This window comes from Marivivens donghaensis, from assembly GCF_011806565.1.
GTDB classification, from domain to species: domain Bacteria; phylum Pseudomonadota; class Alphaproteobacteria; order Rhodobacterales; family Rhodobacteraceae; genus Marivivens; species Marivivens donghaensis_A.
Window position 1 is genome coordinate 130,349 of sequence record NZ_JAATOP010000006.1, and the last position, 12,645, is coordinate 142,993.

At 61.0% G+C, this 12,645-nt stretch carries 11 protein-coding genes; 7 read left to right on the forward strand and 4 right to left on the reverse strand.

What is annotated here, in order from left to right:
* Nucleotides 1-59: 59 nt before the first annotated feature.
* Nucleotides 60-1,085 (reverse strand): LacI family DNA-binding transcriptional regulator, encoded by a 1,026-nt coding sequence (locus HCZ30_RS10570; protein WP_167638258.1) that lies wholly within the window; start codon nucleotides 1,083-1,085, stop codon nucleotides 60-62.
* 239 nt (nucleotides 1,086-1,324) lie between these two features.
* Between HCZ30_RS10570 and HCZ30_RS10575 the strand changes: the two genes are divergently transcribed.
* The 5 genes from HCZ30_RS10575 (at nucleotide 1,325) to HCZ30_RS10595 (ending at nucleotide 8,086) form a co-directional block, all read left to right on the forward strand.
* Entirely contained in the window at nucleotides 1,325-2,674 is a 1,350-nt protein-coding gene (locus HCZ30_RS10575) for an ABC transporter substrate-binding protein (protein WP_167638259.1), read from the forward strand.
* 86 nt (nucleotides 2,675-2,760) lie between these two features.
* Nucleotides 2,761-4,002, forward strand: a complete 1,242-nt coding sequence (locus HCZ30_RS10580) for a carbohydrate ABC transporter permease (RefSeq protein ID WP_167638260.1) — start codon at nucleotides 2,761-2,763, stop codon at nucleotides 4,000-4,002.
* Nucleotides 4,002-5,327: a carbohydrate ABC transporter permease gene (locus HCZ30_RS16635; protein WP_246212749.1), complete on the forward strand. Its 1,326-nt coding sequence runs from the start codon at nucleotides 4,002-4,004 to the stop codon at nucleotides 5,325-5,327. Before HCZ30_RS10580 ends, HCZ30_RS16635 begins: the two co-directional genes overlap by 1 nt.
* Nucleotides 5,328-5,339: 12 nt before the next feature.
* Nucleotides 5,340-6,983 carry an alpha-glucosidase gene (locus HCZ30_RS10590; protein WP_167638261.1) on the forward strand — a complete coding sequence of 548 codons (1,644 nt, stop codon included), beginning with the start codon at nucleotides 5,340-5,342 and terminating at the stop codon, nucleotides 6,981-6,983.
* Between the two features lie 14 nt (nucleotides 6,984-6,997).
* Nucleotides 6,998-8,086: an ABC transporter ATP-binding protein gene (locus HCZ30_RS10595; RefSeq protein WP_167638262.1), complete on the forward strand. Its 1,089-nt coding sequence runs from the start codon at nucleotides 6,998-7,000 to the stop codon at nucleotides 8,084-8,086.
* Nucleotides 8,087-8,214: 128 nt separating this feature from the next.
* On the opposite strand, the gene HCZ30_RS10600 is transcribed toward HCZ30_RS10595, so the two are convergent.
* The 3 genes from HCZ30_RS10600 to HCZ30_RS10610 are packed head-to-tail and all read right to left on the reverse strand — an operon-like array spanning nucleotide 8,215 to nucleotide 10,537.
* Nucleotides 8,215-9,264 carry a methyltetrahydrofolate cobalamin methyltransferase gene (locus HCZ30_RS10600; RefSeq protein ID WP_167638263.1) on the reverse strand — a complete coding sequence of 350 codons (1,050 nt, stop codon included), beginning with the start codon at nucleotides 9,262-9,264 and terminating at the stop codon, nucleotides 8,215-8,217.
* Between the two features lie 9 nt (nucleotides 9,265-9,273).
* Nucleotides 9,274-10,209 (reverse strand): methylenetetrahydrofolate reductase, encoded by a 936-nt coding sequence (locus HCZ30_RS10605; RefSeq protein ID WP_167638264.1) that lies wholly within the window; start codon nucleotides 10,207-10,209, stop codon nucleotides 9,274-9,276.
* A gap of 31 nt (nucleotides 10,210-10,240) precedes the next feature.
* Nucleotides 10,241-10,537, reverse strand: coding sequence for a virulence factor (locus HCZ30_RS10610; RefSeq protein ID WP_167638265.1), 297 nt, complete (start codon nucleotides 10,535-10,537; stop codon nucleotides 10,241-10,243).
* 178 nt (nucleotides 10,538-10,715) lie between these two features.
* Between HCZ30_RS10610 and HCZ30_RS10615 the strand changes: the two genes are divergently transcribed.
* Together HCZ30_RS10615 and HCZ30_RS10620 are read left to right on the forward strand one after the other, a co-directional pair.
* Nucleotides 10,716-11,828 (forward strand): Ppx/GppA phosphatase family protein, encoded by a 1,113-nt coding sequence (locus HCZ30_RS10615; RefSeq protein ID WP_167638266.1) that lies wholly within the window; start codon nucleotides 10,716-10,718, stop codon nucleotides 11,826-11,828.
* Between the two features lie 35 nt (nucleotides 11,829-11,863).
* Complete coding sequence (locus tag HCZ30_RS10620; protein ID WP_167638267.1) at nucleotides 11,864-12,616, forward strand: RlmE family RNA methyltransferase; 753 nt, start codon at nucleotides 11,864-11,866, stop codon at nucleotides 12,614-12,616.
* Nucleotides 12,617-12,645: the final 29 nt, after the last annotated feature.

Consider the following 12,645-nt stretch of genomic DNA (forward strand, 5'->3'; position numbering starts at 1 on the left):
AAGGCTCCGACAATACCGTTTGGCGTAGTTAAAACGTTTTAGATCGCGTGTTGCAAGCTCTAGCGAGGGGCAGGGCCGGTAGATTGGCCCACCATCAACTCGGCTTCCAGCAACAGCGTGGGACTGGATTCGATTTCGCCGTTAATACAGCGGATCAGCATGTCGGACACCCGTTTTCCCGCCTCGCGCACCGAAGAGCGGGTCGCGGTGAAAATCGGAACGTCGTCGCCGTTGGGAAGGTAGGACAGCATGTCGTCGTGGGTGACGATCGACACGTCCTTTCCCATTTGCAGACCGAGGTCCGACAGCGCGCGGCGCACACCGATGGCGCAGATCATCGAGGACACGATGAACGCGGTCGGGGCATTGTCGGCGGCGAGGATCTCGCGCGCGGCGCGGTAGCCGTAGATTTCGGTCATTTCGGCCGAGCGCATGATAGAGGTGTCGATCTCGATCCCGCGTTTCGTCATCGCGGTCTCGTAACCGGCGCGGCGGCGGATGGCGAAGTCCATATTTTCCAGACCGTTGATCAGTGCGATCCGTTTGTGTCCGAGGTCGAGAAGGAAGTCGGTTGCGCGCTCGAAGGCCCGTTTGTTGTTCACGTCGACCCACGAATATCGCTGGTTCGATCCCGAAGACCGTCCGTGGACCACAAAAGGCAGGCCAATCTCATTGAGCAGCGCGATACGCGGATCATTGAGGGTAGGGCCGTGGACCACGACGCCATCGACGTTGCCGCGCGATTTGATCTGGCGGTAAGCCTCGTCCTCTTTGTTATCCTCGACCACGGTCAGAACCATTTCGTAGCCCTGCTTGACGTAGGTCTCACCGGCACCAGCTATGAAGTCACCGAAGATCGGGTTGACCATCTCGTGCTTGGTGGAGATCGGAATGACGTGACCGATAGCCATCGCGCGGCCGGTCGCAAGGCTCTTTGCGCGGTGGTTGGGACGGTAATTATGCCGCTCCGCAGCGAGGCGCACACGCTCGCGGGTTTCCTCTGAGACCTCCGGATAGCCGTTCAGCGCCCGACTAACAGTGGTCTGGCTCAGGCCCAGAATGCCTGCCAACTCCTTGAGGTTCATAGGGGTCTCCTCCAAAGCGCTTTTAGCACCGTTTGGGAACATAGCTCTGCGGGTAGGTGCCGTCAAACATATGTAAAGCATCAATAAATGCTGCATTAGCATAATATGAATGTACCAATTTCTGCGATTGACAGCCGGCGGCGATTTAAACGAAAGTGCAAAACATCAAAGCGCTTTGGGGATGATTCCGAGGCGCTTCGTTCAAGAGTGCGCCTCTTGGCGCGAATGGGAGGGAAACCATGAAAAAACATTTTTACGCTGGCGTAGGTCTGCTCGCTCTGACCACCGGTATGGCTCAGGCGCAGGACCTGGCATTCCCGATGGGCGAAGGCGGCTTCCACTGGGACAGCTACAATGCGTTCGCTGACTCGCACGATTTGTCGGGCGAAACGCTGACCATCTTCGGTCCGTGGCGCGGTGAGGACCAGACCCAGGTCGAGAACATGCTGGCCTACTTCGAAGAAGCGACCGGCGTTGATGTCGTGTACAGCTCCTCGGAAAGCTATGAGCAGCAGATCGTCATCGACCTCGAAGGCGGCAGCCCCGCAAACATCTCCATCCTGCCGCAGCCGGGCCTGATCGCGAACCTCGTGTCGCAAGGCTTCGTTTCGCCGCTGCCGGAAGGCACCGCAGAATGGATGAGCGAAAACTACGCCGCTGGCGACAGCTGGGTGAGCCTCGGCTCCTATGCTGGTCCGGACGGTGAAGAAGGCTTCTACGCATTCCCGTACAAGGCCGACGTCAAGTCGCTCGTCTGGTATTCGCCGGAGAACTTCGAAGACGCTGGCTACGAAGTTCCGGAAACCATGGAAGAGCTGAAGGCGCTGACCGAAGAAATCGCAGCCAACGGCGAAACCCCGTGGTGTATCGGTCTGGGTTCGGGCGGTGCGACCGGCTGGCCGGCAACCGACTGGGTTGAAGACATGATGCTGCGCACTGCGACTCCGGAGCAGTACGACCAGTGGGTCAACCACGAGATCGGCTTCGACGATCCGGCAGTTGTTGCTGCTATCGAAGAATTCGGCTGGTTCGCACGTAACGACGCTTACGTTGCTGGCGGCGCTGGCGCTGTAGCCACCACCGACTTCCGCGACTCGCCGAAGGGCCTCTTCTCGAGCCCGCCGCAGTGCTACATGCACCGTCAGGCTTCGTTCATCCCGGCCTTCTTCCCGGAAGGTACTGTCGTAGGTGAAGACGCAGACTTCTTCTACTTCCCGGCTTACGAAGGCAAAGACCTCGGCACTCCGGTTCTCGGCGCTGGCACCCTTGCGTTCATCACCAAGGAAAGCGACGCAGCGACTGCCTTCATCGAGTGGCTGGAACAGCCGATCGCTCACGAACTGTGGATGGCTCAGAAGGGCTTCCTCACCCCGCACAACGGCGTGAACACCGAACTGTTCTCCGACCCGACCCTCGGCAAGATGAACGACATCCTGCTGGACGCATCGACCTTCCGTTTCGACGGTTCGGACCTGATGCCGGGCGCAGTTGGTGCAGGTTCGTTCTGGACCGGCATGGTCGACTACACCGGCGGCAAGTCGGCTGGAGAAGTCGCAGCCGAGATCGACTCGTCCTGGCCTGCGAACTAATCGTCACTGACGATTGAGAGACTTGGCAATCCGGGCCCCATGGTCCGGATTGTCGCCTTAAGGGGTATTGTCGGAGGGGGGAGACGATGAATCCCGCGATTCAAGGTCTGATGACCATTGTGTTCGGTGTAGGTGGCTGTCTGGCCTACTTTTTCCTATCGAACGTTGTTCTTGATACATTCATTTTTCCGGCCAAGGGAAAGAACGCAGGGCGCAATATCAACCGCGCCAATATGGTGCGTCCGTGGCTGTTCCTGTTTCCGGCGCTGCTCGTGCTGGGACTTTATCTGGCCTATCCGGTGTTCGAGACGCTGCGCCTGTCGCTCAGTGCGCGCCTGCCGGGTGGTGGCTACGAATTCGTCGGGCTGGACAACTACCGCCAGCTTCTGAACGAAAGCAAATTCTGGGAAGCGCTGCGCAACAACTTCCTGTGGCTCGCCGTGGTGCCTGCCGCATCGACCGCGATAGGCCTTCTGGTCGCGCAGCTGACGGACCGCATTTCGTGGGGCTCGGCGGCCAAGTCGCTGATCTTCATGCCGATGGCGATCTCGTTCGTGGGTGCGTCGGTGATCTTCAAACTGATCTACGACACCCGTCCGGCGGCGCTTGAGCAGATCGGCATCCTCAACGCGATCTGGCTCCAGTTCGACGGTGGCATCTGGTCGACCATCACGCTCAAAGTCGTGCCTGCGTTCATCATCGTCGCCTTCGGCATCGTCTGCGTGTGGATCGCATGGCTGCTGGTGCGCCCGATGATCCAGAAGGGCAGCCGTCCCGAAGGTCCGTTCATCAAGGTCGTCCGCGTGATCCTTGCCGTGCTGGCGCTGCTGCTGGCGTTCAAGTCGGTCACCGGCCTGATCAGCCTTCTGTCGGCAACGCTGGCCTACGGTCAGCCGCAGACGTGGCTCACGGTTCCGTTCTACAACAACTTCTTCCTGATGGTCGTGCTGATCTGGATCCAGACCGGTTTCGCGATGGTGATCCTCTCGGCCGCGCTGCGCGGTATCCCCGAGGAAACCGTCGAAGCGGCCATCGTCGATGGCGCGGGTCCGTTCCAGATTTTCTTCAAGATCAAGGTTCCGCAGATCATGGGCACCATCGTCGTGGTCTGGACGACCATCACGATCACCGTTCTCAAGGTCTTCGACATCGTGTTCGCCATGACCAACGGTCAGTGGGAAACGCAGGTTCTTGCCAACTATATGTACGACAAACTGTTCCGTGCCTTCGACTGGGGCGTCGGTTCCGCAGCGGCCATGGTCATCATGCTGCTCGTGACCCCGATCCTCGTCTGGAACGTCTACAACGCCCGTAAGGAGATGCGCTGATGGATAACATCGCCGGTTCCAAGTCCTCGCTGACGTGGGCAGTCCATATCTCGACCCTGCTGCTGGTCATCCTCTGGGTGTTCCCGACCGTGGGTCTCTTCGTGTCCTCGTTCCGCACGGGCGACCAGATTGCGACCTCGGGCTGGTGGAAAGCCATGCTGCCGAGCGAGCAGGTCATCACGCTGCGCACCGCAAGCCCCGATGAGGCGATGCAGGAAATCGACGGCGTTTACGTGGTCGAGGGCAACCTGTTCACCGAGCAAGGGTCGCTCGACATTGGTGCTTTCGGCACTTCGTCGCGTGACCCCGCAGCCGCCGAACCCGGTGCGACCTTCGACATGGGGGACGGTGAGACGATGACCGTTCTGCCGAACGGCGACTACCGCTGGACCTCGACCGAGGAACTGTCGGGCCGCGGTCAGCGCGTCTTCGTCACCGCCGAAATCCCGCCCGAGTTCACGCTTGCCAACTACGACACTGTTCTGGGGCAGGGCGTTCTGCAATCGCTGATCACCTTCGCCGCCGGTTCGATCGTCGTGGGCTTCGCGGCTTTCTGGATCGCGCGCCAGATCGGATTTGCCGGTCCGAAGGGCGTGGGTTTCATCGTCGGTATCCTCGCCTTCGCACTGCTGACGTGGATTTACGGCATCGGCACAGGCATCCGCACCGGCGCGGGCAGCGACGACATGGGTAAGGCGTTCTTTGCCACGCTCACCGTCACCGTGCCTGCGACCATCATTCCGATCGTCGTTGCCGCCTTCGCGGCCTATGCGCTGGCGTGGATGGACTTCCCCGGTCGTGCGCTGCTGATCGCGGCCATCGTTGGCCTCTTGGTCGTGCCGCTGCAACTCGCGCTCATCCCGCTGCTGCGTTTCCACCTGAATGTCGGCATCGGCAAAGGCTACCTCGGTGTTTGGCTCGCACACACTGGCTTCGGTATGCCGCTGGCGATCTACCTGCTGCGTAACTACATGGCTGGTTTGCCGCGTGACATCATCGAGAACGCAAAGGTCGACGGCGCGACGGACTTCCAGATCTTCACCAAGATCATCCTGCCGCTGTCGTTCCCCGCGCTGGCTTCGTTCGCGATCTTCCAGTTCCTGTGGACATGGAACGACCTACTCGTGGCCAAGGTGTTCCTGATCGACCCGACGCAGGGCACCACGGTGATGACCGACCAGATCGTGCAGCTTATGGGCTCGCGCGGCGGTCAGTGGGAAATTCTTGCGACGGCGGCCTTCGTGTCGATTGCCGTACCGCTCGTCGTCTTCTTCTCTATGCAAAAATATCTCGTGCGGGGCCTCCTCGCCGGGTCTGTGAAATAAGGAAACCTCCAGATGAGCGAAGCTCCGATCCTGTCGAATGTAGCGGACAAGGACTGGTGGCGCGGTGCCGTGATCTACCAGATCTACCCGCGCAGCTATCAGGATAGTAACGGCGATGGCGTCGGCGACCTTTGCGGTATCGTCGAGCGTCTGCCCCACATCGCGTCGATGGGTGTCGACGCGATCTGGATCAGCCCGTTCTTCACGTCGCCGATGCGCGACTTCGGCTATGACGTCTCGGACTATTGCGACGTCGACCCGATGTTCGGCTCGCTTGCCGATTTCGACGCCGTGGTCGAGACCGCGCACAGCCACGGCATCCGCGTGATGATCGACCTCGTGCTGTCGCACACGTCGGACCAGCACCCGTGGTTCAAGGAAAGCCGTTCGAGCCGGGACAACGACAAGTCCGACTGGTATGTCTGGTCCGAGCCCGCGCCCGACGGCACCCCGCCGAACAACTGGCTGTCGATCTTCGGCGGTTCTGGTTGGCAGTGGGATGCGCGCCGCGAGCAGTACTACATGCACAACTTCCTCGTCTCGCAGCCTGACCTGAACTTCCACAATCCGGACGTTCAGAACGCGCTGCTCGACGTGGCGAAGTTCTGGCTGAACCGCGGTGTCGACGGCTTCCGCCTCGATACCATCAACTTCTACATGCACGACGAGCAGCTTCGCGATAACCCGCCGCTGCCGAAGGAAGAGCGCAACGCGGACACCGCGCCTGCGGTCAACCCGTACAACCACCAGCGCCACCTCTACGACAAGAACCACCCCGACAACGTCAAGTTCCTCGAACGCCTCCGCGCGGTCATGGAGCCCTTCGGCGCTGCCGCCGTGGGCGAGGTCGGTGACAGCCAGCGCGGTCTGGAAATCCTTGGTGAGTACACCTCGGGCGATAACCGCATGCAGATGTGCTACGCGTTCGAATTCCTCGCGCCCGAGCGTCCGTCGGCAACGCGCATTGTCGAAGTTCTGAACAACCTCGATGCTGCGGCACCCGAAGGCTGGGCGTGCTGGGCGTTCTCGAACCACGACGTGGTGCGCCATATCACCCGCTGGGATCTGTCGCCCTCGGGCATCCGCGCCTACACCACGCTGCTGGCGACCCTGCGCGGCTCGATCTGCATCTATCAGGGTGAAGAGCTTGGCCTGCCCGAAGCGGAGATCGCGTTCGAAGACCTGCAAGACCCTTACGGCATCGAATTCTGGCCGGAATTCAAAGGCCGCGACGGTTGCCGCACGCCGATGGTCTGGGACTCGACCCACCAGAACGGCGCATTCTCGGATGCCAAGCCGTGGCTGCCGGTCCCGTCGGAGCACTACCACCTCGCCGTTGAGGCAGAGGAAACCGATCCGGCTGCGCTTCTGCACCATTACCGCCGTGCGCTGCGCTTCCGTCAGGATCACCCGATGCTCAAGCGCGGCACACATTCGTCGCTCGGCACTGCCGGCGATGTCATCCATTTCATGCGCTCGCTGGACGGCGAGCATATGTTCGTGGCGATCAACCTGAGTGACACGCCGTCCGATCTGGACCTGCCCGCAGGGGACTGGGAGCTGATCGGTCAGGAGCTGGGCGGGGCGCATGCCTCGGCGGACGGCAAGCTGCACCTCGGGCCTTGGCAGCCTTATTTTGCGATTAAACGGGATTAACGGGGAGGGGCGTTATGGCCGATTTGAAACTGACGGACGTCGCCAAAACATACGGCGGCAGCGTCGAGGTTCTGAAGAATATCGATCTGGATATCCAACAGGGCGAACTCATCGTCTTCGTAGGCCCGTCGGGCTGCGGTAAGTCGACCCTGCTGCGTATGATCGCCGGTCTGGAAAAGATCAGCTCGGGCACGCTGGAGATCGACGGCGAAGTCGTCAACGACGTGCCGCCCGCACAGCGCGGCATCGCGATGGTGTTCCAGTCCTACGCTCTCTATCCGCACATGACCGTGCGCGAGAACATGGCGTTTGCACTGAAGATCGCGAAGAAGTCGCAGTCGGAGATCGACGCTGCCATCGACAAGGCCGCGAAGATCCTTCAGCTGGAGCCTTATCTGGACCGTCTGCCCAAGGCGCTTTCGGGTGGTCAGCGCCAGCGTGTCGCCATCGGCCGCTCGATCGTCCGTGACCCGAAGGTGTATCTGTTCGACGAACCGCTCTCGAACCTCGACGCGGCTCTCCGTGTGGCAACCCGTATCGAGATCGCGCAGCTGAAAGAAGCGATGCCTGAATCAACTATGATCTACGTCACGCACGATCAGGTCGAAGCCATGACGCTCGCGTCCCGCATCGTCGTTCTGGCGAACAAGGGTATCGCGCAGGTCGGCACGCCGCTGGAGCTGTACGAGCGCCCCGAAAACGAGTTCGTCGCGCAGTTCATCGGCTCTCCGTCAATGAACCTGCTGCCGGGCGAGATCGTCGGCACCGGCGCCCAGACCACCGTACGCCTTGCGACCGGAGAAACCGCAATGTCCGCCGTTCCGACCACGGATGCGGATATGGGCATGAAGGTGAATATCGGCGTGCGTCCGGAGGACATGGTACTGGCCGAGACCAACGCCTGTTATAATGGCAAGGTGGCGATCACCGAAGCACTGGGCGAAGTCACGCTGCTGTATTTCGAAGCGGAAGCGGGCGTCGATCCGGTTATCGCCAAGCTGCCCGGTATCCACCGCGACATGCGCGGCAAGACCGTGTCGCTGGCCTGCGATCCGGCGAAGGTGCAGATTTTCCACGAAGGAAAGTCGCTCTACTACCGCTGAGTTTCAGCACGGGATGGACAAAGAAAAACGGGCCCTCACGGGCCCGTTTTGTTTGGGGCGCTGCCCCCGCGGCTGTGCCGCTCCCCCGGGATATTTGCAGCACAAAGGCGGGGGAGCGTGGTCTCGTATCAGCGGCGACGGCCACCGCGGCGACGGCCTGCGCCACCTTCGGTCTGCTCGCTCGGCGGCTTGTTGAAGTTGATCCAGTCCGAACCGTGCGGGTCGTTGTTGGTCAGTAGGTTGGCGGCGCGGATCGCTTCCATTTCCTTACCCGGACGCGATTTGGTCGAGCCGAGGCCGGTGATGTTGCAGAAGGTTTCGAGGTCGATGTCGTCCGGAACGATGATGCCAGCGGCAGCGAGTTCGCCCTTCTTTTCCTCGATTTTCTTGAGGCTGACGGGCAGGGCGCAGGGGTTCATGATCGCGGAGGTCATGCCCGCACCCATCGCCATCGGGAGGAAGGCATTGTTGATGCCGTGGCGGTTCGGCAGGCCGAAGGATACGTTCGAGGCGCCGCAGGTGGTGTTCACGCCAAGCTCTTCGCGCAGGCGGCGGACGAGGGTGAAGACCTGCTGGCCAGCGGTCGCCATCGCGCCGATCGGCATAACGAGCGGGTCGACGACGATGTCATGGGCCGGAATGCCGAAGTCGGCAGCGCGTTCCACGATCTTCTTGGCGACGGCGAAGCGGACGTCCGGATCTTCGGAGATGCCGGTGTCGTCGTTCGAGATCGCGACGACCGGAACGTTGTACTTCTTAACCAGCGGCAGAACGAACTCGAGGCGCTCTTCTTCGCCGGTGACCGAGTTCAGCAGCGGACGGCCCTTGGCGACCTGAAGACCGGCTTCGAGAGCGGCAGGCACCGAGCTGTCGATGCAGATCGGGGTATCGGTGAGGCCCTGAACCAGTTCGATCATCTTGACCATGAGCGGCGGCTCGGTCTCGTTCGGGTTCGGGTTCGAGTTGTAGACAACACCTGCGTTGATATCGAGGATGTTGGCGCCAGCGGCGACCTGAGCCAGCGCGTCGCTTTCGACGGTGGAGAAGTCACCGGCTTCGAGCTCGGCAGCCAGCTTCTTGCGGCCGGTCGGGTTGATGCGTTCGCCAATGACGCAGAACGGCTGGTCAAAGCCGAGAATGGCAGTTTTGGTCGCGGATTCGACGATAGTGCGCGTCATAGGTAGTCCTCAGAGTTGGGCGGTGGCAGCGGGAACAGTCGAAGCGCCGCCGTTTTCGATGGCCCAGTTGGCGTTGGCCTTGATCCCGCCGAGCGGGAAGAAGTGCACCTGGGTGATGTTGAAGTCGGGGTTTGCGGCCTTGTGGGCAGCGAGTTCGTTCAGGAACTCGTTCGGCTCGTAGGGCAGCAGCAGTTTGGTGACGTCGAGCGCACGCTTTTGCAGGACCTTGAGCGAAGCGCCGACGCCGCAGGCCATCGAGAACTTGATCAGGGTCTGGAGCTTGGCCGGACCTGCAACGCCGATGTGGATCGGCAGATCGACGCCATTTGCCTTGAGCGCGTTGGCCCATTCGATGACCGGACCGGCCTCGAAACAGAACTGGGTCGCCAGCGCCATTTCGGCGTCAGTGGTTTCCGAGAACTTCTGCTTCCAGCGCAGCGCGTCAGAGACGTTCTTGTCCGAACCGTCGGGGTCGATGTCCTTGTTGCCTTCGGGGTGACCGGCAACGTGAAGGCGCTTGAAGCCTGCCTTGTCGAAGATGCCGGTTTCCAGAAGCTGCATCGAGGAGTGGAATTCGCCGTGCGGCTGGCTGACGCCGCCAGCAAGGATCAGGCCCTGATTGACGCCAGCGTCACCGGCGTAGCGGTTGACCCACTCTTCGAGCGTGTTGGCGTCCTTGATGATGCGGGCAGGGAAGTGCGGCATGGGGTCGAAGCCCTCGTCGCGCAGACGGGCAGCGGTGGCGACCATGTCTTCGATCGGGGTGCCTTCGATGTGGGCGATGTAAACGCGGGTGCCGGCGGGCAGCAGGTCGCGGAAGTTTTCGACCTTCTCTGCGGTGCGCGGCATGACCTCGATCGAGTAACCCTTCAGGAAGTCCTCGAGAGCGGCGTTGTTGATGTTGTCCGCCGGAGCGGCTTTTTTCTTGAACGAAAGCAGGGCCATGAGTTTGTCCTTTATCATCGCGGGCGCCGGTTTACGCGCGGCCCAGGTTTTCGATCAGCGCCTTAAGGCGCTCTTGGTCGTATTCGGTATCGAGGCGTTTTGCTTCGGCCTCGGCAACTTCGGCGTCATCGCCCTCGACAGAGTAAGGTTCGCCCTTGCGCCATTCCGACAGATATTCGTCGGTGCCTGCCATATCGGCCTTCATCGCGGCGCGGTCGATGCCCTGCTCGAAACGTTCGGGCAGTTGCACCTTGTGGCCACGGCGGCCTTTGCCGACGATGACCTGCGCCGGAATATCACGCCAGTAAACAATGGTGACGTCGGGCATTTGATTCCTCACTCCAAGTTATGCCCCTTGTACGTCAGCCAAATTCCGACACGTGGTCGGATTTCGACATTGCACAGAGTAGGTGCGACAGCCATGACCTGACGTTTCCGCGAACGCCCTTGCGCGGCCAAGGTGTGCGCCGTACATTGGGGGTAACTTGATATGGAGGGCGTAGACTATGACGCCCAAGCGTCCCCGAGGTGCGGGCGCGTTCCCGAAAGCGGTCGAAAGCCCCGCGCCCCAGAATCCCGTCGATGACGCGCTTTATGCTGCGCTCGACTTGGGAACGAACAGTTGCCGAATGCTGATTGCCCAGCCCAAGGGTAGCCAGTTCCATGTGATCGACAGCTTTTCGAAATCAGTGCAATTGGGTCAAGGTCTGGAGTCCACAGGCCGGCTTAGTCGTGCGTCGATGACGCGGACGATCAATGCACTGCGTATCTGCAAACAGAAGCTCCAGCGCCACAAGGTCAAACGGATGCGGCTTGTCGCAACCGAAGCCTGCCGCCGTGCGGTAAACGGACACCAGTTCATCAATCAGGTGCGCCGTGAAACTGGCCTCAAACTGGAGATCATCCGTCCCGAAGAAGAAGCACGCCTTGCCGTGATCTCCTGCGCGCCGCTGGTGTCGACAAAGACCGAGCAACTGCTTGTCGTGGATATCGGCGGCGGCTCGACCGAACTGGTGTGGATGGACCTCAGCAACGTGCCGCGCCGCGAGCGTCCAAGCTCGATCATGCGCCTGCATCGCGGGTTCTCGCAGGACCCCGGTCCGTTTGCTGCGGCCCGTGTGGTTGACTGGATTTCGGTGCCGCTCGGCGTTGCAACCCTGCGCGACCAGTTCGAGGACGTGGACGACGATGCGGCGCGTTTCGCGCTGATGAGCTGGTTCTTCGAAGAACAACTCGCCCAGTTCAGCCCTTATAGCGCCGAGCAGAACCGCGAGAACTTCCAGATCATCGGCACCTCGGGCACCGTGACCACGGTCGCAGCTAGCCACCTTGGCTTGAAACGCTACGACCGGACCAAGGTTGACGGGTTGCGCATGACCAGTGACGAGATCGACTCCGTCATTCGCGCCTATCTGTCGCTTGGCCCCAGTGGTCGCAAAGCGGACCCCCGTATCGGCCGCGACCGTCAGGCACTGATCATGTCGGGCGCGGCAATCCTTCAGGCGCTCATGCGCATCTGGCCGACCGACCGGATGTCGGTTGCGGACCGCGGTTTGCGGGAAGGCTTGCTTTATGCGCAAATGAGCGTCGATGGCGTACTTGAGGACACACCTTTCTAAGGTTAGAGAGGCGGCCTGAAGAGGAACCGTTCGTGATGGCAAAGAAACCCGGAACCAAAAATACCAGTGGCCGCGGCCAGCGTGATCTCCACGTGAAGGTGAAAACCGCGCGGGGCCGGACCACGTCGTCGACGAAGTGGCTGCAACGCCAGCTCAACGACCCCTATGTGAAGCGGGCCAAGGCCGAGGGCTATCGCGGACGCGCCGCGTTCAAGATCCTCGAGCTGGATGACAAATACCGCTTCCTCGTGCCGGGTGCGCGGGTGGTCGACCTTGGCTGTGCGCCGGGTGGGTGGTGTCAGGTCGCCGTGCAGCGCGTCAATGCGCTCGGCGACAAGAAGAACAAGCGTATCGGCACAGTTCTGGGGGTCGACCTGCAAGAGGTTGAACCGCTGGCGGGCGCCGAAATCCACCAGCTCGACTTCCTCAGCGAAGGTGCAGACGATAAGGTAAAGGAATGGCTCGGCGGTGACGCCGACGTGGTCATGTCCGACATGGCCGCCTCTGCTTCGGGTCACAAACAGACCGACCACCTGCGGATCATCTCATTGTGCGAAGCCGCCGCCTATTTCGCATTCGACGTTCTGACGCCGGGCGGTACGTTCATCGCCAAGGTTCTGGCAGGCGGCGCCGAGGGCGAGTTGATGAAGGTTTTCAAGAACCAGTTCGACTCCGTCGCCAACATCAAACCGCCGTCGTCGCGGTCGGATAGTTCGGAGAAGTTCGTCGTCGCGCGGGGCTATCGCGGCAGACCATCGGACAACATCGAAGGCGACGAAGAAGAATAAAAGAAAACCGGCACTCCCTTGGAAGTGCC